The 22,582-nt window shown below is 39.2% G+C and carries 23 protein-coding genes and 1 pseudogene; 6 read left to right on the forward strand and 18 right to left on the reverse strand.

The features are described from left to right. Nucleotides 1–2 precede the first annotated feature (2 nt). The 15 genes and pseudogenes from ACWPVL_RS01460 to ACWPVL_RS01530 all read right to left on the reverse strand — a co-directional run bounded on the left by ACWPVL_RS01460 (nucleotide 3) and on the right by ACWPVL_RS01530 (nucleotide 12,965). Entirely contained in the window at nucleotides 3–1,595 is a 1,593-nt protein-coding gene (locus tag ACWPVL_RS01460; RefSeq protein WP_032462751.1) for a terminase large subunit, read from the reverse strand. A 1-nt stretch (nucleotide 1,596) separates the two neighbouring features. Next, on the reverse strand, nucleotides 1,597–2,064 hold the full coding sequence (locus ACWPVL_RS01465) for a phage terminase small subunit P27 family (protein ID WP_032462765.1): 468 nt from the start codon (nucleotides 2,062–2,064) through the stop codon (nucleotides 1,597–1,599). 65 nt (nucleotides 2,065–2,129) lie between these two features. Continuing rightward, nucleotides 2,130–2,379, reverse strand: a pseudogene (locus ACWPVL_RS01470) (Nmad4 family putative nucleotide modification protein). Nucleotides 2,380–2,685: 306 nt separating this feature from the next. Then, complete coding sequence (locus tag ACWPVL_RS01475) at nucleotides 2,686–2,898, reverse strand: DUF4314 domain-containing protein (RefSeq protein WP_032462752.1); 213 nt, start codon at nucleotides 2,896–2,898, stop codon at nucleotides 2,686–2,688. Between the two features lie 62 nt (nucleotides 2,899–2,960). Next, a complete protein-coding gene (locus ACWPVL_RS01480; RefSeq protein ID WP_011184691.1) occupies nucleotides 2,961–4,229 on the reverse strand; it encodes a DNA cytosine methyltransferase in 1,269 nt (422 codons plus the stop codon). Next, complete coding sequence (locus tag ACWPVL_RS01485; protein WP_011184692.1) at nucleotides 4,226–5,458, reverse strand: site-specific DNA-methyltransferase; 1,233 nt, start codon at nucleotides 5,456–5,458, stop codon at nucleotides 4,226–4,228. The genes ACWPVL_RS01480 and ACWPVL_RS01485 overlap by 4 nt, the downstream gene beginning before the upstream one ends. Before the next feature lie 14 nt (nucleotides 5,459–5,472). Then, complete coding sequence (locus tag ACWPVL_RS01490; protein WP_011184693.1) at nucleotides 5,473–5,877, reverse strand: Zinc-finger protein; 405 nt, start codon at nucleotides 5,875–5,877, stop codon at nucleotides 5,473–5,475. Nucleotides 5,878–6,124: 247 nt separating this feature from the next. Further along, entirely contained in the window at nucleotides 6,125–6,490 is a 366-nt protein-coding gene (locus tag ACWPVL_RS01495; protein ID WP_032462754.1) for an HNH endonuclease, read from the reverse strand. A gap of 1 nt (nucleotide 6,491) precedes the next feature. Next, nucleotides 6,492–7,529 carry a methionine adenosyltransferase gene (metK, locus tag ACWPVL_RS01500; RefSeq protein ID WP_032462755.1) on the reverse strand — a complete coding sequence of 346 codons (1,038 nt, stop codon included), beginning with the start codon at nucleotides 7,527–7,529 and terminating at the stop codon, nucleotides 6,492–6,494. Nucleotides 7,530–7,576: 47 nt separating this feature from the next. Then, nucleotides 7,577–7,759: a DUF6900 domain-containing protein gene (locus ACWPVL_RS01505; RefSeq protein ID WP_024388637.1), complete on the reverse strand. Its 183-nt coding sequence runs from the start codon at nucleotides 7,757–7,759 to the stop codon at nucleotides 7,577–7,579. A gap of 88 nt (nucleotides 7,760–7,847) precedes the next feature. Next, nucleotides 7,848–8,075: a DUF7678 domain-containing protein gene (locus ACWPVL_RS01510; RefSeq protein ID WP_032462756.1), complete on the reverse strand. Its 228-nt coding sequence runs from the start codon at nucleotides 8,073–8,075 to the stop codon at nucleotides 7,848–7,850. 185 nt (nucleotides 8,076–8,260) lie between these two features. Further along, nucleotides 8,261–8,764 (reverse strand): hypothetical protein, encoded by a 504-nt coding sequence (locus ACWPVL_RS01515; RefSeq protein ID WP_011184696.1) that lies wholly within the window; start codon nucleotides 8,762–8,764, stop codon nucleotides 8,261–8,263. Next, nucleotides 8,757–10,133 (reverse strand): DEAD/DEAH box helicase, encoded by a 1,377-nt coding sequence (locus ACWPVL_RS01520; protein ID WP_011184697.1) that lies wholly within the window; start codon nucleotides 10,131–10,133, stop codon nucleotides 8,757–8,759. The genes ACWPVL_RS01515 and ACWPVL_RS01520 overlap by 8 nt, the downstream gene beginning before the upstream one ends. After that, complete coding sequence (locus ACWPVL_RS01525; protein WP_003084768.1) at nucleotides 10,114–10,395, reverse strand: VRR-NUC domain-containing protein; 282 nt, start codon at nucleotides 10,393–10,395, stop codon at nucleotides 10,114–10,116. The genes ACWPVL_RS01520 and ACWPVL_RS01525 overlap by 20 nt, the downstream gene beginning before the upstream one ends. A 284-nt stretch (nucleotides 10,396–10,679) precedes the next feature. Then, on the reverse strand, nucleotides 10,680–12,965 hold the full coding sequence (locus tag ACWPVL_RS01530) for a phage/plasmid primase, P4 family (RefSeq protein ID WP_011184699.1): 2,286 nt from the start codon (nucleotides 12,963–12,965) through the stop codon (nucleotides 10,680–10,682). Nucleotides 12,966–13,242: 277 nt separating this feature from the next. On the opposite strand from ACWPVL_RS01530, the gene ACWPVL_RS01535 reads away from it, so the two are divergent. The 5 genes from ACWPVL_RS01535 (at nucleotide 13,243) to ACWPVL_RS01555 (ending at nucleotide 17,532) form a co-directional block, all read left to right on the forward strand. Then, nucleotides 13,243–13,377 carry a hypothetical protein gene (locus ACWPVL_RS01535; RefSeq protein WP_003053585.1) on the forward strand — a complete coding sequence of 45 codons (135 nt, stop codon included), beginning with the start codon at nucleotides 13,243–13,245 and terminating at the stop codon, nucleotides 13,375–13,377. Beyond that, a complete protein-coding gene (locus ACWPVL_RS01540) occupies nucleotides 13,352–13,675 on the forward strand; it encodes a hypothetical protein (RefSeq protein ID WP_011184700.1) in 324 nt (107 codons plus the stop codon). The genes ACWPVL_RS01535 and ACWPVL_RS01540 overlap by 26 nt, the downstream gene beginning before the upstream one ends. Beyond that, on the forward strand, nucleotides 13,668–14,789 hold the full coding sequence (locus ACWPVL_RS01545; RefSeq protein WP_032462757.1) for a DUF2800 domain-containing protein: 1,122 nt from the start codon (nucleotides 13,668–13,670) through the stop codon (nucleotides 14,787–14,789). Before ACWPVL_RS01540 ends, ACWPVL_RS01545 begins: the two co-directional genes overlap by 8 nt. A gap of 4 nt (nucleotides 14,790–14,793) precedes the next feature. Next, nucleotides 14,794–15,342, forward strand: a complete 549-nt coding sequence (locus ACWPVL_RS01550; RefSeq protein WP_032462758.1) for a DUF2815 family protein — start codon at nucleotides 14,794–14,796, stop codon at nucleotides 15,340–15,342. Nucleotides 15,343–15,576: 234 nt separating this feature from the next. Beyond that, the gene (locus ACWPVL_RS01555) at nucleotides 15,577–17,532 is read left to right on the forward strand and encodes a DNA polymerase (protein ID WP_032462759.1); all 1,956 of its coding nucleotides are present in this window, start codon (nucleotides 15,577–15,579) and stop codon (nucleotides 17,530–17,532) included. Nucleotides 17,533–17,570: 38 nt separating this feature from the next. Here the strand turns inward: ACWPVL_RS01555 and ACWPVL_RS01560 are convergent, their stop codons facing one another. Next, entirely contained in the window at nucleotides 17,571–18,140 is a 570-nt protein-coding gene (locus tag ACWPVL_RS01560; RefSeq protein ID WP_011184704.1) for a hypothetical protein, read from the reverse strand. 345 nt (nucleotides 18,141–18,485) lie between these two features. Between ACWPVL_RS01560 and ACWPVL_RS01565 the strand changes: the two genes are divergently transcribed. Beyond that, on the forward strand, nucleotides 18,486–19,640 hold the full coding sequence (locus ACWPVL_RS01565) for a hypothetical protein (RefSeq protein ID WP_011184705.1): 1,155 nt from the start codon (nucleotides 18,486–18,488) through the stop codon (nucleotides 19,638–19,640). 21 nt (nucleotides 19,641–19,661) lie between these two features. Here the strand turns inward: ACWPVL_RS01565 and ACWPVL_RS01570 are convergent, their stop codons facing one another. Together ACWPVL_RS01570 and ACWPVL_RS01575 are read right to left on the reverse strand one after the other, a co-directional pair. Beyond that, on the reverse strand, nucleotides 19,662–20,942 hold the full coding sequence (locus ACWPVL_RS01570; RefSeq protein WP_024399309.1) for an LlaJI family restriction endonuclease: 1,281 nt from the start codon (nucleotides 20,940–20,942) through the stop codon (nucleotides 19,662–19,664). Further along, complete coding sequence (locus tag ACWPVL_RS01575; RefSeq protein WP_227876854.1) at nucleotides 20,923–22,560, reverse strand: AAA family ATPase; 1,638 nt, start codon at nucleotides 22,558–22,560, stop codon at nucleotides 20,923–20,925. Before ACWPVL_RS01575 ends, ACWPVL_RS01570 begins: the two co-directional genes overlap by 20 nt. Nucleotides 22,561–22,582: the final 22 nt, after the last annotated feature.

Consider the following 22,582-nt stretch of genomic DNA (forward strand, 5'->3'; position numbering starts at 1 on the left):
TTCTAAAAACTCAAAATTCCTCGCTGGTCGTAAATACTACCATCATCACCTTTATGACGGATACAACGGTCTAGTCCCATAATGAGAGCTACAATCCCATCAATCTTATCGACTGACTTCTCTTTGTCTGGCTTGATGTTACCAGCTGGATCTTGCCTCATGACCACATTTTGAGCCATCCATTTCAAAACTGGATGACCAGCGTGTGTGACCCTGCCCTCCATCATGAGTTTGTATAATTCCTTAGATGGTGGTGACATATCTTTATATCCCTGACCAAATGGCACTACAGTTAAGCCCATATCCTCCAAGTTTTGAACCATCTGTGTCGCATTCCAACGGTCGTAAGCAATTTCTTTGATGTTAAACTTAGTAGATAAGTCTTCGATAAAACGCTCAATAAAGCCATAATGTACCACATTCCCTTCGGTTGTTTTGAGATAGCCTTGACGTTCCCAAACATCATAAAGAACATGGTCACGTCGACATCTCAAAGGTAGCGTGTCTTCTGGCAACCAAAAGTAGGGCAACACAATGTAAGATTCATCCTCAGTCCGTGGTGGAAACACTAAAACAAAGGCAGTAATGTCAGACGTACTTGATAAGTCAAGCCCTGCATAACACTCTCGACCAAGCAGACTACTTTCAACTATCGGTCTATTTCCTTTGTCATAGACATGTTCCGCAATCCACGTCACCGTGGAACTTGTCCACATATTCAAACGGAGTTGCTTAAAAACATTTTCTTCAGCTGGATTGTCGATGGCATTTCGATAGGCTTCACGCACACGGTCAATCTGAATGGTGTGACCCAATGATGGATTTGCCTTATACCAATTTTCTTCATCCTGCCAATCCTCATCATTAGCTAGGCCATAAACAACTGGGTAGAACGTTTCATCTTTCTTTCGTCCAGACAAGATATCTAGTGCCTTCGTATGAAGTTCATAACAGATAGAGTTCTTATCTGTACCTGCGGTAGTGATGATAAAAAATAGTGGTTGTTCACGCGCATCACCAGAACCTTTGGTAAGAACATCATAGAGATGGCGGTTGGGTTGAGCATGGATTTCATCAAAGACAAGACCTGACACATTAAGTCCGTGCTTTGTCCCAGTCTCCGCAGATAGCACTTGATAAAAACCTGCATTATTGTAATTAACAATGCGTTTGGTTGCTCCCATGATTTTGGATCGCTTGTTTAATGGGTTTGACATCCCTACCATTTGCTTGGCCACATCAAATACAATGGAGGCTTGGTTTCTATCACAAGCAGCACCGTAAACTTCAGCACTTGCTTCACCATCCGCATATAACAGATAGAGGGCAATGGCAGCCGCAAGCTCACTCTTACCATTTTTCTTTGGAATCTCTACATAAGCGGAGAGAAACTGTCTGTTTCCATCCTCTTTCACAATTCCAAATAAGTCACGAATAATCTGTTCCTGCCATGGTAAAAGTAAAAAGTGCTTACCTGCCCACTTCCCTTTGGTGTGTTTAAGATTTTGGATAAAGGCTACCGCCCTATCCGCTTTCTTCTCATCGTAGTGTGAGGTAGGCAACATAAAAGGACTTGGTTTATAGTGATAAGTCATCCTATACCTCCCTCAATAGACTTTCCATTTCATCTTGTTCTCCATCACTACTATCAGCCTGTATTCGACTTCTTGCAGAAGGGGTTAGACCAAACTGCTCGGAGAACTTGAGCATGATTTTCATGTTGGTTTGAGCAATGGAAACTTGTGGAACCTGCTGGAGGTAGCCGTTCGGTGTTTTGATAATAGAGCCATGTTTCGTTAGGAACTCTTCTGCCTCTTTCCATCTAGCGTACGCTTGACAGTATCCTGCAAAAGCCGTCATATCCATATCTGTCAAAAGACCCATGGACTCGAGCACCTTGCTCATGCGTTTCCATTCTTTCTTGGCATCCTCTTCTAACCACGATGGGCATCGAGGAGCTTTCTTAGTTGGTTTAGGTTCTTTATGGTTGAGAGGACGCTTACCTAAGTTACCTTCAAGAACTTTTAAACCAGTTGGTTTTGGTTTACGTCCACGCTGTGCCAGGTCGCTCACCTCCTATCTTCCATTTTTCTGACACGCAAAAAGGCCTCTTGCGAGACCCTTTCGGTTTATTGTAATTGTTCAAAAGCCCATTTTACTGCATGCCCAAATCTTGAAATGTTTCTTCAGCTTCAATGATTCTGTCAAACTTTCTTTCAAAGTTATCAAAGTCTTCTAGGCTATCTATGGTTTCATAGATATGAAGTCCAACCCCTTTGTATCCATTGAAAGCTACAATCACCCAATCTATGTAAGGGATGATACTTGAGGTTGTTCCATAGTTTGAAACATTTTTTCAAGTGTTGTGGATGTTGACATTTTTTGTTCTCCTCTTCTTTTGTTGTGAACATATTACCTCTAAAGGAGTTTAATAGCCAGTTATAAGCTCACTATTATCAATTATAATCTGCTATTATTTCTTTAAAAACTTCCCTATCCAAAGCATTCATTGCATCTAATGAGACCCCACGATGGTAAGCATACACAAGATGACCGTCACGTTTCAAGGTCAAATGAGCAATCTATTCACCATTGATATAACTTGGGTCAGTTGAAGATTCTCTGAGCAAATCGCAGACATAATGTCTCTCACCTCTATCAATGACTACCAACTCCCACATAGCCTTATTCCACCTTTACTATCCTATCAACTCCATAGACGACACTCAGCCCACTACCATTATCCCAATGAACTAAAACTGAAGCTAAGTCGTCATGTCCATAGACAGTACCTAGCGTTCCAATAGGTGGTGGAAATGGATCATCCATTTCAAGTAGTTTAACTCGACAGCCTACAGGGTATAAACATTCAACTCTTTCTTTTGCACCGTTATTCATTGTGAAGCCTCCTTCTTTTTGGTAGCTGTATATTACCATTAGTACCAAACACTATCCAGTAATCATCTAAGATTTAAGCAAGAAAGAATAGCCTTTCCAATCGCATAAACAACGGTAACTGTTACACCATTACCTGCTTGTTTGTAGAGTTGGGCATCAGAGTTTACGGCTTGAGCTTTCTCAAAGAGGTCATCCGTGAAACCTTGAAGTCTAAAACACTCACGAGGTGTTAATCGTCTGATTTTAACCATTCGACCATTCCAGACCACCACACCCATTTGACCACTGCAAGAGAGGTTATGAGCAATGCCCTTACCTACTCTTGCTCGTTTCGTTGGAGATGCTGGATAAGATAAATCAACAGAGTCACCAAGTTCTGCCACTTGATACCCTTGCTTTGTACCGTTCCTTACTTTAATTCCTTCTACAACTCCGTGTCTGTCTTGAGAAGTTAAGGTAAACATAGGCTCACCTTTCTCTTTTAATCGACGACCATTTTGACGTTTGTTCACTCGGTCTGGAGTTAGAATAGGTTGTACTTCCATCACACCAGAGTTCATGGCTGTCCTCTTGGTAGAACCTGCTGTGTAACGAGCAGTGATGCACCGTGCTTGGTCTGTTACCTTTGGTTTGGTTGTAGATTGGTCAATCAAGTAAAGCCCTGTCTTTGCCCCAACACCGCCACCAGTGCCAACTAAAGTTGTAGAAATACCGTCCGTATCATAGACACGATAGGACTGCATACCTCCTACAAGTTGCTTAAGATTGCCACTGCTTTCTGGCTGGAGAGGTAATACTTGTCGTCTACCTCTGCTTCTAAGATGTCCGATAGTGTAGACACGTTCTCGGTTTTGGGGAACTCCGTAATCTTTGGAATTGAACACTTGCCATTCAAGGTCGTACCCTGCTTCGTCCAGTTCAAGGAGATAGTCGAGGAAATCGACTCCTCTGCGACTTGATAAAAGTCCCTTAACATTCTCAAGGATGAGCCACTCGGGCTTATCTTCTTCACTTTGGCTCTTGAGGAGGTCAACGAGTGTAAAAAAGAGTCCACTTCTTTCAGCTCGTAGTCCAGCTCGCTTTCCTGCGATAGACACATTTTGGCAAGGACTTCCCGCAGTCCATATATCTGCTTTTGGAATGTCATTTGGCTTAAGTTTTGTAATATCATCTGAATACCATTCTCCTTCCGTATCATACATGGCTTGGTAACTTCTAACCGCAAATTTATCCTTTTCACAATAACCAATGCAGGTCATCCCAGCCAGCTCAAGTCCACGTCTAAAACCACCAATACCTGCGAAGAAATCAATGAAGGTTAACTGATTCATACTGACACCTCAACTAAATCCGCATACTTGATTTCTTTCCCATCTCGCATAACCTTGATTGATTGGTCACCAGTCGCTTCAAAGTAACGTTTCACAATCACGTCCACAAACTTCTCATCCAATTCAATACCATAACAAATCCGACCTGTTTCTTCACAAGCGATCAAGGTTGACCCACTTCCAAGGAATGGATCAAGGACGACTGTTCCACGCATGGATGAGTTTTGAATGGGATAGGCCATCAATTGAATTGGTTTCATGGTTGGGTGCTCTTTGCTTAACTTAGGACGGTCGTATTCCCAAATGGTAGTTTGTTTGCGGTCAGAAAACCATTGGTGTTTCCCTTTGTTCTTCCAACCAAAGAGACAAGGCTCATGTTGCCACTGATAAGGGCTGCGACCAAGAACAAGTGAGTTCTTTTTCCAGATGCAGCATCCACTCAAGTAAAAGCCTGCATCTTTGAACGCTTTACGGAAGTTATACCCTTCCGTATCAGCATGAAAAACATAGATAGAGGCATCGGACTCCATGTTCTGTTCAACATTAACGAACATAGCAAATAAGAACTTATAGAAGTCAGAGTCACTCATATTGTCGTTCTTAATTTTACCTGCTGTCTCTTCCACATTGACGTTATAAGGTGGGTCTGTCAAAACTAAGTTAGCTTTCTTATCCCCCATCAATGTGATGTAAGTTTCTGGCAAGGTAGAGTCGCCACAAATGACTTGATGTTTTCCTAAGTACCAAATGTCACCTTGTTTAGCAACAGTTGGTTTCTTGAGTTCTTCATCCACATCAAAGTCATCCTCATTGACTTCCTTGTTATGGACCTTAGAAAAAAGCTGGTCAATTTCTGGGAATTCAAAACCAGTTAGGTCTGTATCAAAGTCAGCTTCTTGTAAGTCCAACATCAAATCCGCAAGCAACTCTTCATTCCAGCTACCAGTGATTTTATTTAGGGCAACGTTCAGTGCCTTAACCTTATTCTCATCTTCAATATGGACTTGAACGCACTGTACTTCTTTAAAGCCCAAGTCCTTCAAGACCGTCAGTCGTTGATGACCACCAATGATAGTCATATCATAGTTGACAATAATAGGTTCGACATAACCAAACTCTTGAATCGACCGTTTGATTTTTTCGTATTCCTTGTCGCCCTTTTTGAGAGCCTTCCTTGGGTTATAACTAGCTGAATTAAGTTGGTCAACTGTTAATGTTAACCATGTCATACTTTCTTTCGTCATCATGTCCTCCGTGGTGTTCTTGCGCAGGTTCTGCTACAAAATTTTCTTCTAGGGCTACCATAAGCTGTGAAGGTCTTACCGCACAGTTCACAAACATGGCTATCCGCTTTTTCAGGATGTTGCGTCACCCAATTCTTACGACGGCAACTGTCTGAGCAGAATTGTTTCGTTCTCCCTTTACGAGGTTGCTCAATGGGTTTCAAACATTCTTTGCACAATTGTCCATTTCTTTGTCCGTCAGAAATCATAGCCACTACTGCCTGACCATAACCCTTTAGATGAGGGTTAGTACTGCAGTAGCGTTTGACTGCCGTCAGACTGAGGTCAAGCAAGTTTGCGATTTTGCGATAGCCCAGACCCTCGTTTCTCATTTTCCACACTTGTTTTGCTTTAAAATCGTTCATTTTAACCTCTTTTAGTTAGCTTTTATCCCAGTTTTTGGGTAAAAATAAACGACAAGATTTAATGAAAAACCTTGTCGTAGATAATGTTTGGGGTCAGTAAAAATCTATTTTTGTGTACCCCCTTTTGAATTTTGCGATTTTTCACGTTTGAGGGGGCGTCGGTCTTAGTCTCCCAAGGGTTTAGAGATTTCATCCCCCCTCCCCCAAAGGGTTAAAAATTAGATACTTTTGTAACGAAACTCCAAGACTAAAATCGATACGTATACTCCACATATCGGTCAGTCGTCTTGGTCTTCCTATCATGACAAGACTTACAAAGTGCTTGCCAGTTGGTTTGATTCCAAAAGAGGTCTTGGTCACCTCGGTGGGGTGTGATATGGTCAACCACTGTTGCCTTGGTCAATCGACCTTTGACTTTGCATTGAACACAAAGTGGTTGAACTTTTAAGTAACGAAGTCGTGCTTTATTCCATTGGGCATTGTATCCTTTGGCTTTGGTTGACTTGGTATCCAGTTGGTAGTTTGCTTTATGGTTGTCACAATACTTGTGACCATAAGGTACTAGGTTAGGACAACCATTTTGTTTACAAGGTGTGCTTGGTCTTCTTGGCATCTTACTTCTCCCAAGGAAGATAGGCTTTTGTGAAATGCCCAAAGCAAGATGTTTTGGTGTAGTCTACATTCAAGAGATGAAGTTCCTTAATGATACCTTGTGGGGTCAAGTCGTAGCGTTCACGAATCATTCCTTCCAGTTGTGTTGAGGTGTAGCGACTGGTTCCAAAGGTTTCTACATATACCGACACAGGTTCTGCAACTCCAATGGCATAGGCTAATTGTACTTCACATCGTTTCGCATACCCTTCTCGAACAATATCCTTAGCAATCTTTCGTGCCATGTATGCTGCTGAGCGGTCAACCTTGCTTGGGTCTTTTCCAGAGAAAGCACCGCCACCATGATGTGCAAAACCACCATAGGTATCGGCCACAATTTTTCGACCAGTAACTCCTGCATCCGCAAACGAACCACCAAGAACAAAACGTCCGGTCGGATTGACTAGAACTTTGAAATCTAGATTCTGACGGTAACGAAGTGCTACTGACATCATAGCTTCAGTCACAATTCGTTTCACTTTGGCAAGGTTGGCTATTTCAGTATGTTGGATGGAAACTAAAAAGGTATCAATCCGTTTCTTCTCATAGTCGTAGGATACCTGTGCTTTCGCATCCTTTCCAAGTAAGGGGTGACCAAGCGACATCAGTTTCTCAAGGACTCGGGTTGCTAGAACATAAGGAAGTGGCAGGTACTCAGGTGTTTCGTCTGTCGCATAACCAAACATCATTCCTTGATCACCAGCACCTCCATTATCTACTCCTTGTGCAATATCTGAGCTTTGGAGTCCAAGTAGGTTAGTTACCCGAACATTTTTCATACCAAGTGGCTCGACAACCTGACGAACAATGTTCTCGAGATTAAAGTAATGTCTAGTTGAAATTTCACCAGCTACCACAACTTGGTTATCCTTGATTAAAGTCTCAACTGCCACTCGACTTGATTTGTCATACTTTAGACACTCCGTCAAAATGGCATCTGAAATCTGATCACAGATTTTATCTGGGTGTCCAACTGAAACTTGTTCACTAGAAATAATCATAATTCCTCCACGCAAAAAGCCCAACCTTTATGAGGCTAGGCTTTACTTTATTTTACTGATTTTTGGCCTGCTTCGTAGGCTCTCTCCAATGCTCTTTTGATACCCCATACCGAAACATCGTAGAAGTCAAGATTGTCGCTCCAACGTTTTTCCAAGGTTTCTACAAAAAGTTCTTCTTTTGCAATTTCTGTTAAAAGGGCATTGAGTTTTTCTTGTTGACGCTTTGTCATGGTATTGTTCTCCTCTTCTTTTGTTGTGTACATATTAACTCTAAAAAGGAGATATATCCAGTCATTTCTGCATAAATTTAAAGATATTTTAAACAGTTAAAACCATCAAAACCGCCTCAAGAATGGCTTCACGTTCTTCTGTTTCAGGATAGAGTTCCCATCCTCTGTCGTAAGAAACGATTGTTTCTTCAGCTACTTCAATATCTAATTTGAAAATACATCCAAGGTCAATTCCAACTTCTGAAGGTTGGGGACTAACCTTGGCAATGTAATCCACTTTTTGTCCCTGATAATCAATCCGTCCGTCAGTCCACATGGTTATTCTCCTTTGGTTTTTCTAGGTTTATATTACCCTATCAGCCAAAGAATATCCAGTCATTTGAGGGAGATTTTTATCTTTTTTGACATCTTAAGTATATCACATGTCTAGGTTGAAAATCAGTACTAAACCAGTACAAATTTAGTGCTAATTTAGTACCAATTTAGTGCACTCAACCATCACTAGATAGGGATGTGATAATCTTCCACCTTAAGTTCAAGACTTTTTGAAGTCCAACGATAACACTTGCGTAATTGTTTTAGAATCTTACGCCTACGATAAGCAAGTGTTGAATGACTGATTTCATAAATCTCTTCTAGTTCAGTCCAACTCTTGCCTAAGTAAATTAAATCCTTGGATAATGGCTTCAAATCCTCAGGTATTAGCTCCATAACGAACTCAAAGTAGTAAAGATCCATTTTTAAGCAGTAGTAGGTATTAAGCAAACTACTGAGGTACTCTTGATTTTCTTGTTCTTGTTTTTCTCTAAAACTAAGAGAAATCAGCTCACTACGACCATGGTTTTTACTTTTCTTGACCTTTTCATGCTCTGACTTCTCAAATACCAGTGACTGAATCACACTATTCTCTGAGATAGGTCGATAGTTGAGCAATTTCTCCTGAACTAAATGTAACTTCATTTTCATGTCACGATAGTTTTTAGCTATATATTCCACCTTATCCATCTGTTCCTCCTACTTGTGCTTTAACAGCTTCAATCAGCCGTTCTTGTTGTGCATCTTTGTTTCCTAGTGCCTTGAGGATTTCCTCATCAATCGTTCCTTCAGTCACAATGTGTTGAATAACAACTGTCTCAGCCTCCTGGCCTTGACGCCAAAGTCGTGCATTGGTTTGTTGGTATAATTCCAAAGACCACGTTAATCCAAACCAGACCAAGTGGTGACCACCTTTTTGGAGGTTCAACCCATGACCTGCTCCAGCTGGATGAATTAAGCCAACTGGTACATTGCCCTTATTCCATTCACGAATATCTTCTTCTGTTTTCAACACCCGACTCGTTACCTTGAGTTTTTCTAAACGACCCGTAATCCGAGCCAAGTCATGTTTGAACCAATAGGCAACTAAGACAGGTTCTCCATTTGCGGATTCGAGGATATCTTCAAGGGCATCTAGTTTTTGTTCATGAAGTGGCACAACCGTATGATCATCAGAATATACAGCTCCATTGGATAACTGAACTAACTTGTTCATTAGGCTTGCAGCATTTGCGGCAGTTACTTCTAATCCGTCTAACTCTGACAAGACATACTCTTTCTTAAACTGAATGTATTTTTCTTTTTCCTTTTCTGACATACGCACCAGTTTCTTAGTTGAAATTAATTCGGGCATATCCAGATAATCTAGGGCTTTCATAGAAATGGTAATATCACTAATCTTGTCTTGAATTTGACACTCCGCATAATCCATGGGGATGTATTCATAGACAATGTTTCCATTGCGACGACCTTCTTCAAAGTAGCGACTACGAAACTCACCGATGAAGCGACCAAGACGTTCTCCTCCGTCAATGACTTTAAACTCTGCGAACAAGTCCATCAGTCCATTCGAGCTTGGTGTTCCTGTTAGTCCAACCACTCGCTTCATGTAAGGTCGCATAGTCATGAAGGCTTTGAAACGCTTGGACTGCCATGACTTGAAAGAACTCAATTCATCAATTACAACCATGTCCCACTTGAAATACGGACTGCATTGTTCCACCAGCCAAGGTAGGTTTTCACGATTTACGATATAGATATCCGCATCTTTCTGAAGGGCTACTTTTCGTTGCTTGGGAGTACCAACTATTTTCGAATACCGTAAGTTACGCAACTCAGACCATTGCTCAATCTCGTCACTCCAGACAGTATTTGCGACTCGCAGTGGGGCAATAACCAAAACCTTAGTAACCTCAAATCGGTCAAACATCAGCTCATTTACTGCAGACAAGGTTGTAGCCGTCTTCCCCATCCCCATGTCTAGGATGACTGCTGCATAAGGGTGACCTATGATGAAGTCCTTAGCGACTACCTGATAGTTATGTAATGTCAATTTCATCTAACACTTCTCCAATCATCTCAATGCGGTCAATGACATAAACCTTAAAGCCTAACCGCTCGAACAGTTTATGTCTTGACACTTGTAACTTCCTTGGCTTCTGGTCGGGAGCCTTTACTTCCACCAAGCCAAACTTGCCCTTGGGTAAAAACACCAAACGATCTGGAACACCAGAAAAAGAGGGCGATACCCATTTAGGACAAATACCTCCTCGAGCTTTCACAGACTTCACCAAAGCTTGCTCAACGTACTTTTCTCTCATCGTTCTAAATCCTTTCGTCAAATTGAAGTGTGTAGGTCTAGTGCAGTCATTTCCAAAACTCCTCTTATAGGCTTTTTTTATAGTAATTTTTGCTTATAGGATAGTTTTAGAAAAGACCATAATAGACCTACACAAAATCAAAAAATGTCACTCATGCTGGTCGTTTTAATCATCTATCTGAAACCTCATTCAAAATAAGTTCCAACCTTTCAGTCAACGACTTACACACCTAAAATAATCAAATACCTCTATTGTGGAGATCTGTTGACTAAAAATGCTGGTCATTAATCTAAGAAATCATAACCATCCTCTACCAATTTCAAACCAAGAATGTGGTTCCCTTTACTTGTCCGTTTTCGTTTAAACCCTGCCTGCTCAAGTGCAGAATAAAAATCGGTTGTACTGCGTGTATACTCCATGTTTTTGGCGCAATAGGCACGATACTGACTGTATAGTTCTCCTGATTTTTCTGACAACTGGTCGCCAACTTGACAACAGTCACCAAGGAAGTGTCCTAACCAATCATTTGCTTCACGATAGGCTTTGACGGAAGATGAAACGGCAGTTGGTACATTTGTTTTGAAGTTCGCTTTGATGGCTTTTTCTGCACCTTCGATAATCCAAGACATGATGGCTGGTGCTGCATTGTCATACAAATGGTCCGCAAAGTTTTTGATGTCAGAGCGACCAGTTATTTTGGCATTAAAGGGAATAACAACCAAACGTCGCCAAGTTCCATCATCGTTCGCCCCTACTTTAGGCAGATGGTTGGTGTAAAGAACTAGCGTGTGTGAGGGCACGAAGTGGAATGGATCCTTGTACTTCTTCTCTGCTTGAATCTCATCAGTTGAAGTAATCTGCTTCACAACGGCTGTATTGAGTCGCATACCCTCAGCCATCTCAGAAGCAATGACCAGTCGTTTCCCTTTAAGCTCAGCAAGCTCAGGACTGACATTTCGCTTGTTTGACATAGTTAAGGCATCCGCAGATAATTTACCTGAATAGCTACCTAGCACACGAGCAATGGTATTCCAAAAAGTAGACTTGCCGTTCGCTCCGCCTCCGTAGGCAATAATCATGTGTTCCTGATAGACCTTACCGATAGCTGCCATACCAATAATTTCTTGAACATAATCAATTAATTCTTGGTCATTACAGAAAAAGGTAGCTAAAGTTTCCTGCCATAATCCCATTCCCTGATCACTAGGGGAGACCGCGGTAATTTTTGTTATGTAATCTTCAGGATTGTGTTCTTGTTGCCCATTTATTCCCTTTCGTAAATCATAGGTAGCCTCTGGGGTATTGAGTAATAAGTCATCACTATCTAATTCTGACAATTCTACTGAAAGAATTGGTTTAGCTGTATTATAGACAGCCATCAAATTCTTATAGTCACGATGTTTCATAACAAATTTATGAAACTCTTTAGCTGCAAGATAAGCTTTTAAATATTTCAATTGAAGTGGAGTTTCGACTGCATTTTCTAGACGCTTTCCTCCAGCCTTTATGGTTAATTCATCAATACCTGAAGACTGAAGTTGCTTATCCGCAGATTCCAAGAGTGCAATCGCTTCAGCAAGTTGCTCATCAGTAAAGTGTACAACTGCACCTAGTGCCAACTGCTTATTCTCACGCCAGTGAGTTCCGTCATAGTAAAGATAGTCAGTTGCGTTGGTGTAGGCCAGCTTATTAGCATATTCTCTAGCAAGCACACCAGCCTCGCCTACATCTGAGTAATCATCTGGTTTTAAAGTTTCTCGATTGAAAGCATCGGGAGCCACATAACTTTTTGATGTTTTTATAGTTCTGTTGTAGAATCGGACCGCGCTCCCCCAAATGGTATCTAACTCAGCTTTGTCAAGTGGCGGTACACATTTCTGTGCCTGCTCATCAAAACCATCCCTAGCTTCTTGGGTCACGCCTAACCGTTTGAGAATTTTCGCAGCAAAAACTGACATCGTTGAATTACGACTCCCTTGCTGGATTGGTCCACTTGGAGGAGTATAGAAGTCTGCATCGAAATCTTCCTCATCTTCAATAGAAACAACTTGAAACAAATCTTCATCAATAGTTAGCCATGAATCATGCCATATAACCTGTGCATTTGGATTTCCAAAGAAGAATCGTGCCGCATCCTTGGCATGATCATCAAAAAACTTGTATTGATTACAGAGTTCTTCCTTCATTGCTACATAGATGTCTTTATCTGTTACCTCATTAATTTGGAAGTAGATATGAAACTTGGGTCTAGGTGCTTTTCCTGCCTTAGTCTGCATGTGACTACGGCTCGTCACCAAAGCGAAGTTATAATCCGCAAAGACGTCTTTAAGGAATTCTTCGGTAAGCCATTCATCAGGATTTTCTGTGTGATCATTATCAATATCCATGACTAACACATCTGACTTGATAAAGTTGGCATTGGAGCGAGTATTTTGGACAAAAAGACCTGCCACATGGTCGAATTGAGCTACGTTTTGTAAGATAGCTTTATCAGTGATAGTTACCATATTTGGATAGACCGTAGTTGTTTGTATTCCTGTCTGTCCAGAATGAGATAGGGTAAATTTCATTTGATATGCCTCCGTCTTTAGTTTTTAAATTAGGAAACTTGCTTCCTACCTTACTAAGTAAGAAACAGAGATGATTTTCCGCACTTCCGAAATTTTTTTTAGAAAAGTAAAAGTTTCCTATTAAATGCACAGGAAACTTTTTTATGTTCAAAAAATTATAGTGAGAAGCGGAAAAACACCTCTTAGATCTACTTAGTAAGATGTAAGGGATAAAAATATTCCTTACAAAACGGAAAAATCATTCGAAACCTTACTTAGTAAGATAGGAGGACCAAATATGGTAAACGAACCATACATCGAACCTGATGATGATGTAGCAGATACTCTCATCGCCATCAGCGTCATCTCAAAACTACTCGCTAGAAAAATTATGGAGGAAGAAAACAATGAGCAAAATGAAAGAACTGAATAGACTGATTCATGATATGGAAGAAACCGCAAAGTACTACCTTCGCTTGGTGGATGAGTTCAAGAAACTCCTCACTACTGAGGATGAAACAGCACCTAAATCAAATCCACCAAAAAATGAACCACAAAAGGAAATTCAATTGGAGGATGTCCGTGCTGTACTTGCCACGAAAGCAAAAGATGGCTATAAGGAAGACGTCCGTGCTCTTCTAAATGCTTACGGTGCTTCTTCACTCTCAGTACTTGACCCAAAACACTTTGCGGCAGTACTTGAAGAAGCTGGAGGAATTGGTAATGACTAACCACGCCATTCTATCCGCATCTGCATCACATCGTTGGTTGAATTGCCCACCGTCTGCTCGTCTCACCGAAGATCTGCCAGACACAACATCTGATTTTGCTATCGAAGGTTCGGATGCTCACGAGTTGTGTGCTTATCTAGTCGAGAAAGCCTTGGGTAGGAATGCGCGTGATCCAACTGAAGATTTAACATTCTACAACGATGAGATGCAGGAATGTGCAGAAGAATATCGCAACTATGTCATGGAACAAGTCGAGAAAGCTAGAGGTTACTCTCGTGACCCTACAGTTCTTATAGAACAACGACTGGATTTTTCTAAGTGGGTACCTGAAGGCTTTGGAACTGGAGATTGCATCATCGTGGCAGACGGACGTCTTCAGGTTATTGATTATAAACATGGACTTGGTGTTCAGGTTGATGCAGACCACAACCCTCAAATGATGTGTTATGCACTTGGAGCACTTGAGATGTTTGATGGACTTTATAATTTCGATAACGTTACCATGACAATCTTTCAACCACGAAAACATAACATTTCTACCTTTAAGATAGAAAAGACTGAGCTGCTTGAATGGGCTGAAAATGTACTCACTCCAAAAGCTGAACTTGCATTCAAGGGTGAGGGGGAGATGCAATCTGGTAAACACTGCCAATTCTGTAAACTCAAGAATGTCTGTCGCAAACGTGCTGAGGATAATTTGGCACTAGCCAAGATGGAGTTTGCGGATCCAGCTTCCCTTGACAACGAGGACATTGCAGAGATTTTGCCTAAACTAGACCTGTTGATTTCATGGGCAAACGACATCAAAGCTTATGCTTTAAATCAAGCAACAGATGGACATCCTATCCCAGGATACAAACTGGTTGAAGGTCGCTCTGTTCGTAAATTCTCAGATGAGTCAGCCGTTAGCCAAGCAGTGATTGAAGCAGGCTATGACCCTTATGAGAAGAAACTGCTCACTATCACTGCCATGACTAAGTTACTTGGCAAGAAAACTTTTAATGACCTGCTTGGTGGTCTTATCATAAAACCAAGTGGAAAACCGACACTCGTTCCTATTGACGATAGCCGTCAAGAGATGAACCTAGCAAAAAATGAATTTAAAGAGGAATAACTATATGACAACCAAAGTAATAACAGGACCAAACACTCGCTTCAGCTACTTAAATGCCAACGAGCCAAAATCTATAAATGGTAGCACTCCCAAGTACAGTGCCTCACTCATCATCCCAAAAGAGGATACTGCCACCATTAACAAAATCAAGGCTGCTATTGAGCAAGCATATAAAGAAGGTGAGTCAAAGCTCAAAGGCAATGGCAAATCAGTACCTGCATTATCTACTCTGAAAACTCCCCTACGAGATGGTGACCTTGAACGCCCTGATGATGAAGCATACAAAAATGCCTACTTCGTAAATGCCAACTCGCCACACAAACCTGGTGTGGTTGATGGCAACCGCCAAGAAATTATCGATACGTCTGAGCTATACTCAGGTATCTATGGTCGTGCTTCTATCACCTTCTACGCATTTAATTCCAATGGCAATAAAGGGATTGCTTGCGGTTTGAATAACTTGCAAAAATTGCGTGATGGTGAACCCCTCGGAGGACGCACTCGTGCCGAAGATGATTTTGCGACAGAAGACGATGATGACTTTTTGAACTAGAAATGGAGAATTTGGTAGATGATGTATACGATTTTAACTTGTACAATTATGGGTCTCTGGGTGCTTATCGGTCTATACTTCGGGTATATGACCATTAGAGATGACATTCGAAATGAAGTGGAACGAAAGGCAAAGCAAAACAAAGAAAAACTTAGCCAAACACCACTCAGTCGAAAAAACAAATAGAACTTTAGGTGGCAGTACTTCTGTCACCTTTTTCAGAAAGGACAAACTATGCCGATTAAAGAACTTAGCATCGACATTGAAACCTATTGCGAAATTGACCTACGAAAATCTGGTGTCTATCGCTATGCGGAAGATGACAGTTTTGAACTCCTTTTAATTGCAGTTTCTGTCGATAATGGACCAGTGACTGTTTACGACTTTAATAAAGAGAAGTTACCACAAGATATTCTTGAAGCTTTAGTAGAAGATAGAGTCATCAAATGGGCATTCAACGCTTCATTTGAGCGAATTTGCCTATCCAACTGGCTCAAGAAACATCATCCTGAATTCTTATCAGATGGATTTCTCTCCCCAGTTTCGTGGCGATGTAGCATGATTTGGTCCGCCTATTTAGGACTTCCACTCTCCCTTGAAGGAGTTGGAACAGTTCTCAAACTCAAAGACCAAAAGATGAGAGAGGGGGCTGACCTTATTCGCTACTTCTGCTTGCCTTGTAAGCCAACCAAAGTCAATGGGGGACGAATTCGTAACTTTCCTCATCACGCACCTAACAAGTGGTCTACATTTATCGACTACAACAGACGTGATGTTGAGGTCGAATTGGCCATCAAGGAACGGGTGAAAAACTTCCCAGTACCTAGCTTTGTTTGGAATGAGTACCACCAGGATCAGATTATCAACGACCGCGGTATTGGCATAGATGTTGACTTTGTAAAAGCTGCTTTAAAAATAGACGGAGAGAGCAAAGCCAAAATTCAAGCAGAGTTAAAAACATTAACGGGTCTTGAAAAACCCAACTCTGTTCTGCAGATGATTAGTTGGTTGCGAGAACACGGAGTAGCAACAGATTCTCTAGACAAAAAAGCTGTGAAAGAATTACTCAAAACGGTTGATGAAACAACTGCTCAAGTTCTCAAACTTCGTCAGCAAGCTGCCAAATCAAGTGTCTCCAAATACCAGGCTATGATGAACTGTGTTTGTAAAGACGGTCGAGCAAGAGGAATGTTTCAATTTTTCGGGGCTAATCGTACAGGTCGTTGGGCTGGTCGCTTGGTACAACTTCAGAATTTACCACAGAACCATCTTCCTGACCTAAAGGAAGCTAGAGAACTTTTCAGAACAGGTGACTTAGAATCTACTGAGCTACTCTACGACACACAAGATACCTTATCTCAACTTATCCGAACAGCCTTTGTCCCTAGTAAAGGAAAGAAATTCATTGTTTGCGACTTTTCAGCTATCGAAGCTCGTGTACTCTCCCACCTGGCAGGAGAGAGATGGCGCAGTAAAGTATTTGAACAAGGGAAAGACATCTACTGTATGTCCGCTTCTCAGATGTTTGGAGTACCAGTTGAAAAACATGGACAAAATTCTGAACTCAGGCAAAAAGGAAAAATTGCAGAGCTTGCTTGCGGCTATGGTGGTTCAGTCGGTGCATTGAAAGCCATGGGAGCACTTGATATGGGACTATCAGAGGAAGAACTCCAACCACTTGTTAACTCATGGCGACAAGCAAATCCGAATATCGTTCTCTATTGGTGGGATGTCGATAATGCTGTAAAGACTGCTGTAAAGGAACTACTTCCAACATCTACTCAAAATATTCAATTTGAAGTCAAAAGTGGTATATTGTTCATCACCCTTCCTTCTGGTCGCAAACTAGCGTATATCAAACCAAGAATTGGCGAGAACCAGTTCGGTGGAGAGTCCGTCACTTACGAAGGAACTGGAACTGCCAAACGTTGGGAGAGGTTAGAAAGCTACGGTCCAAAATTTGTAGAGAACATTGTTCAAGCTATCAGTAGAGACATACTTGCGTTCTCTATGAAGCAACTAAATGATTTCAAGATTGTAGGCCATGTCCACGATGAAGTAATAATCGAATGTCCAATTGAACAAAAACTTGATGAAGTTGCATCATTAATGGGGATAGCACCTGACTGGTTGTCTGATATTAATCTTAGGGCTGATGGATATGAATGCTTTTTCTATCAAAAAGACTAGCAAAAAATCGCCACCTCGTAATTGAGATGGCGATTCTGTTATTTATTAAATTTGTTGTAAAGCTCTAACCCTTCTTTCTGAGTATTTTTTACTTTCTTATATCCAGCAGATTTCTGTACTCCTAGTTTTTCAAAGATTTCCTTATTCTCGTAACCATCAAATAACATTTCCAAAATATCTGGTGCTTGAAAATTTGATTCTGCAAGTTTTGCTTTCAAAAACTCAAACTGATCCATGAATAGATAAAGCTCAATGTCATCATCTATCATTGGTAAATCTTGTTTCTCTGTGAATGCTTCCCAAGATGAAATCTTAGGAGCATTTTTACTTGGCTTACGATAATCTTTAAGATAATCATTAACTGAGTTATTGTACCACCAGACCATCTGTTCATAGTCCTCTTCTGCGACTGGAACAAAGGCAGTTAGTATTGGAATACCCATAATACGACATTGACGAAACGTACCACGTAGCAAACCTGAATGGCGTGAATCCATGTAATAATCCTGCACGAACATGGGTGCTAGTACTTCACTTTCAGTTGGTTGTACTCCAGTTGATGAAGATTGAGTTTGGCAGTAGTTGAAAAAGTTGACATTGATTGTCATGATAAATTGGCTTCCCAGTTAATACCGAAAGCACACATGACAAATCAAGGCATGCAAAAAATATTCTTGACCGCATAGTTACTTTCCTCTATGTTATCGGTCAGCCAATTTCACAAGCTGAAAAAAGTAATCAATACCAAAACATCTGAAATTATGGTCGTCGTCACGACTCCGTTTTTGTAATGATAATCGTTTAGAGATATCTCATCTCTTAGTTAAATTGTAATAGAAAATAATCCGTAATTGAAGTTCACGATTAAAACGATTACTATTTATTATCGTTATTGTTTTTTTGTCTATTTTAGGTTAAAATTACATTATTATAATCCGGAAAGTAATCTATATATGGAAAGTAAATTTACATTCAAAAATAAGATTGAAAAGTATTCATTAACAGACACTTTTGATCCGAACTCTGGTCAGGAGATTCTTACATTATATTGCTCACACATGCCTAAACCTGATTATGCAAAGTATAATTTTGATAGCTTAACGGGTCTTGTTACAAGTAATGTAGACTCAAAAAAAAATAATCCGTTTGGTGAGTTCTTGTCCATTAACAAAAGTACCTTTATAGATTATTTAAATAAATATGGATTTTTATTTGATTGGGAAAGTAGTGAAAATTATGATAGCATTGAGTTTAATTACATTCTTGAATTTCAAAGCAGACTTAAACTTCTTTTATCAATTTTTAACAATATCGCCAAATCGATTGAATACAAAGAATTATTATTAAGTACATTCTTATTAATTGGTAAGCCACAGTTAGAGCTAAATCTTGGAAAAAGTAAATTCATATTCCCCTCTTTGTTTCCATTTCATGTGCTTCGCAATTCAATACCAGAAAAAAACTTAAGTGATATGACAACCAGGCATACCTCTTCAACTGGTAAAATAACGACGTACATAAAGGTAGAGAATAAATTTTCCGAAAACGGATACACATGTGATTTAGATTTTTTATATTATCAAGACATAATTGAAAATTTACAATACGATGATTTTATAAAAGATATTTTTTATCTGTATGTAAACAAGCCTGCAAATCTTGAACCTATAACAGCACACATTATTGACTTCATATATTTGTTTTTCAGTAAAGTTGGTATTTGCGACATTTCAAATACGAATTTAAAATTTGAAGATGAAGACTTATCAAATTTTATGAAATCAAGTGAATTGAAAAATGCACTATTAATCTTGTCAAAGGAAATACTTGCACTGGAAATTAATAGAGGATTAGCTAAAGTCCAACCTAAAATAAATTTAGATACTTTACTACCTGATTGGAATTTACCAGATTTAATTTCAGCATTTTACTTCACTTTATTTTACTCAAATCCTAAAATTGCCATGTATAAAATTTGCGAGAATATAGGATGTAACACCCCATTTTATGTCCAAAGGTCAAATACAATAAAAAAATATTGCTCTGAAAGTTGTAAGAACGCTTCTTCTCAGAGAAGATATAGAAATAAACAAAAAGACTTTCAGTGAAAATTATCACTGAAAGTCTTATTACATATTTGCTAATTTTTCATCAACCTTCTCGGAGATTAAATCGGATAATTCTTGGATATACTGAGTCCGATTTCTAGCAGAATTATGTACCAAAGTTTTTACATCGACTAAAATACCTTGAACTCGCTCATAAGTTTTATCCTGACCCTTCCACTCACCAAGAGCTTCTCCGATATACTGATACATTCCATCTGTTTGAAAAATTTCGTGACTCTTTGAAAATGGCATTAAGAATGCATTATAAACTTTTGAATTCTGTCCATGTAATTTTTTAAGCAAATCTTGATTTGCCACATACTCACCATATGTAATTTGCTTATTAATACTTGTAGAAGGAGGCAAATCTTTCATTAAGTTAGTTTGACCAAACTTGTAATATTTTGCATCTAATACAAAAACATTGTCATTATGAACCATAATAGTATCCGGTTCTAATGCATACCCTTTTGAAGTTTTTGTCTCAAAAACTAAATCCCATTTTGTTCTAGGAAAATATGAAGTTTTATTGGCAATTCCATATGTATAATCTATAAGATTTTCCCAGATATATTGGAAATTATTAGTTCCAAAATAAAACTTATCAGGTTCCTCTTGCCTATCCTTATAATTAAGTATGTCAATCATACTTTGGAAAAGTCTTCTCTCCATATCATTAAAAGTTGTAGCCATCTTTTTTTTGATTATAGACTCAAACTGAGATCTATTATAATTAATACGAGCTTTTTCAGGTTGAGGAAGCTGATACAGCCATCCCATATTTAGAAAAGCTTCATATACACAGAATTTGTTTATTTCCGTTAAAAGAGTAATATCAGTATCACTTTGCTTCTTAGATTCCATTTTCAAAAATTTAAATCCATTTCCTTGAACAACTGGTTGAACACGTTTTATAGTTCTCGCCCAATTAATTCGGCCACCCAAAGTTTGAATATAGTACTCTTCAGTCTCCTTGTAATATGTACCACGATTAATAAAATCATGTATAACAAATGTATAAGCCTCCATAGGAAAGTTTAACGTTTTTAGAGCTTGATTCACGTTTACAGTTCTTAGGCGAGACTCTTCATCATTATGAGCTTGTAAGACGGAAACAAGGGCAATTATGTCTCTTCTTGCTGTTTCTACATCTTTTGCAATCTCAAACCCTAATGGAAAATTTACAGTAACTTCTTGTACACCTTCTATTATCTCAGCTTTAATACCAACAAACGTATCACCTTCCATATTTGTTGCAACACGACACATATCCAGTAAGGATTTATTCGGTACTGTCAACATCTTCTTCTCCTGTGTCGTTGTTATTATCTATTAAAGTTGCTTCCTTAAGATTTTCTAACTCCTCTTTGATATCTTTGGCGAAAACATCAAAACGCCCATTTTCAGGATTATCATTATCCGTGAATCGCTTAATAATTGCCTCTAAACTTGGATACAAAGCAACATCAAAGATATCTTCACGATTAAACTTGAAGGCATCATCCCAAAGATATTTCAAAACTTTTTCTGCAAAGCGTTTATTTTTTTTATTGAATTCATTACCGGAATCACCTGCTGGTACTTGATGTATCCGTTCAATATTCAATACATTACCAGAAATAAAATATGCTCCCATTCGCTTATCTTCTGAAGTTAGAGTCTGGCTACTAGTCTCAAGAATTTTTTTATTGATAACTTTGTTGAATACTTTCCAAGAATATTGTGTATCAGCAATAAAATAATTCCCATATTCCGATAAATCAACATCATTTTCAATCATTTCCATTGTCCATCGACGTTGAAATGCTGTATCAAGAGTGAATACATTTTGGTCTGCGGTATTCATTGTTGCAAGTAACGATAAGTTAGAAGGGATTTTAATTTGATGAGACTTATCACCATAAATTTCCGTAGCAAGTATTGAATTGTTAATACCGTAGACGCTTTCACCGCTAGCACTTCTATCCAATAATTGAAAGATTTCTCCAAATATTCCGGGAGCATTGCCTCGATTTAACTCCTCAATTACAAGATAATAGTGTTCACTAGGGTTATCAATTGCCTTTTTCACAATTCTTGTAAAAGGTCCAGGTGAAAAAAGATAGGTAATATCTCCATTTTCTTTTACAGTAGGCATTATTTGTCCGACAAAGTCAGTATTCATATAGTCCGGATGAAAGACTAATCGCTCCATTCTATTTTCATCATTGCAATATTCGGTAGCAATTTTAAAACTTTTTCCAGACCCAGGAACCCCATAGAGAAGAATATTATCACCCACAAGGTTCGTATTGTCATAATTGGTAGTAACTACACTTCGGCTGTCCATTTCAACAAGTTCAAAGTACTTATTTACATCACTTAAATCAAAATCTGCATCAACGAGATACTTTACAATTATTGCTACATGTTCAGAAGAAGCATTAATTAACTTTAATAAAGCTAAAATTGGTGATATAAAACTATCCCCCCTGTGGATTTCCTTCCCGCCATGCCACCAATGATAATCGGTAACAAATTTCTTTAGAAATAACGTATCAGTTTCAGTAAGATCTACTGAGATAGTATCAAATAAATTTTCATCTAATTCACCATTTCTAGCTGTTTGGCAAAATTCTTTAAAATCATCGCCCGATAGTGTGTCCAACAGGATTGATTTATATTTAAGGAATTCTTTATAATATGGCGCTGCAATAAAAGCAAGATAAAACCACTGATTCGGAATTATAATAAACTTACTATTAGTGTGATATTTTGAATTATACTGTTCAAAATAAATTTCATCACCTAACATATCAATATGTTTTTTATAATTCTCTTTAAATTCAGTAGAGAGAATTACCTCAGTGTCATTTTTTGATAGAAATTCCGATGCTATTCTGCTTTGCTCATCAAAAATAACTCCTAAATCCTTTAGCATAATTAGGCCTCCTAAATTGACT

The sequence above is a fragment of the Streptococcus sp. Marseille-Q8145 genome (assembly GCF_965112035.1).

Excerpts from the sequence above, each read along its gene's own strand:
- ACWPVL_RS01460 (WP_032462751.1), bottom strand. The coding sequence starts at position 1,595 with ATGACTTATCACTATAAACCAAGTCCTTTTATGTTGCCTACCTCACAC.
- ACWPVL_RS01475 (WP_032462752.1), bottom strand. The coding sequence starts at position 2,898 with ATGAATAACGGTGCAAAAGAAAGAGTTGAATGTTTATACCCTGTAGGC.
- ACWPVL_RS01480 (WP_011184691.1), bottom strand. The coding sequence starts at position 4,229 with ATGAATCAGTTAACCTTCATTGATTTCTTCGCAGGTATTGGTGGTTTT.
- ACWPVL_RS01485 (WP_011184692.1), bottom strand. The coding sequence starts at position 5,458 with ATGACATGGTTAACATTAACAGTTGACCAACTTAATTCAGCTAGTTAT.
- ACWPVL_RS01490 (WP_011184693.1), bottom strand. The coding sequence starts at position 5,877 with ATGAACGATTTTAAAGCAAAACAAGTGTGGAAAATGAGAAACGAGGGT.
- ACWPVL_RS01495 (WP_032462754.1), bottom strand. The coding sequence starts at position 6,490 with ATGCCAAGAAGACCAAGCACACCTTGTAAACAAAATGGTTGTCCTAAC.
- metK (WP_032462755.1), bottom strand. The coding sequence starts at position 7,529 with ATGATTATTTCTAGTGAACAAGTTTCAGTTGGACACCCAGATAAAATC.
- ACWPVL_RS01505 (WP_024388637.1), bottom strand. The coding sequence starts at position 7,759 with ATGACAAAGCGTCAACAAGAAAAACTCAATGCCCTTTTAACAGAAATT.
- ACWPVL_RS01510 (WP_032462756.1), bottom strand. The coding sequence starts at position 8,075 with ATGTGGACTGACGGACGGATTGATTATCAGGGACAAAAAGTGGATTAC.
- ACWPVL_RS01515 (WP_011184696.1), bottom strand. The coding sequence starts at position 8,764 with ATGGATAAGGTGGAATATATAGCTAAAAACTATCGTGACATGAAAATG.
- ACWPVL_RS01520 (WP_011184697.1), bottom strand. The coding sequence starts at position 10,133 with ATGAAATTGACATTACATAACTATCAGGTAGTCGCTAAGGACTTCATC.
- ACWPVL_RS01525 (WP_003084768.1), bottom strand. The coding sequence starts at position 10,395 with ATGAGAGAAAAGTACGTTGAGCAAGCTTTGGTGAAGTCTGTGAAAGCT.
- ACWPVL_RS01530 (WP_011184699.1), bottom strand. The coding sequence starts at position 12,965 with ATGAAATTTACCCTATCTCATTCTGGACAGACAGGAATACAAACAACT.
- ACWPVL_RS01535 (WP_003053585.1), top strand. The coding sequence starts at position 13,243 with ATGGTAAACGAACCATACATCGAACCTGATGATGATGTAGCAGATACT.
- ACWPVL_RS01540 (WP_011184700.1), top strand. The coding sequence starts at position 13,352 with ATGAGCAAAATGAAAGAACTGAATAGACTGATTCATGATATGGAAGAA.
- ACWPVL_RS01545 (WP_032462757.1), top strand. The coding sequence starts at position 13,668 with ATGACTAACCACGCCATTCTATCCGCATCTGCATCACATCGTTGGTTG.
- ACWPVL_RS01550 (WP_032462758.1), top strand. The coding sequence starts at position 14,794 with ATGACAACCAAAGTAATAACAGGACCAAACACTCGCTTCAGCTACTTA.
- ACWPVL_RS01555 (WP_032462759.1), top strand. The coding sequence starts at position 15,577 with ATGCCGATTAAAGAACTTAGCATCGACATTGAAACCTATTGCGAAATT.
- ACWPVL_RS01560 (WP_011184704.1), bottom strand. The coding sequence starts at position 18,140 with ATGACAATCAATGTCAACTTTTTCAACTACTGCCAAACTCAATCTTCA.
- ACWPVL_RS01565 (WP_011184705.1), top strand. The coding sequence starts at position 18,486 with ATGGAAAGTAAATTTACATTCAAAAATAAGATTGAAAAGTATTCATTA.
- ACWPVL_RS01570 (WP_024399309.1), bottom strand. The coding sequence starts at position 20,942 with ATGTTGACAGTACCGAATAAATCCTTACTGGATATGTGTCGTGTTGCA.
- ACWPVL_RS01575 (WP_227876854.1), bottom strand. The coding sequence starts at position 22,560 with ATGCTAAAGGATTTAGGAGTTATTTTTGATGAGCAAAGCAGAATAGCA.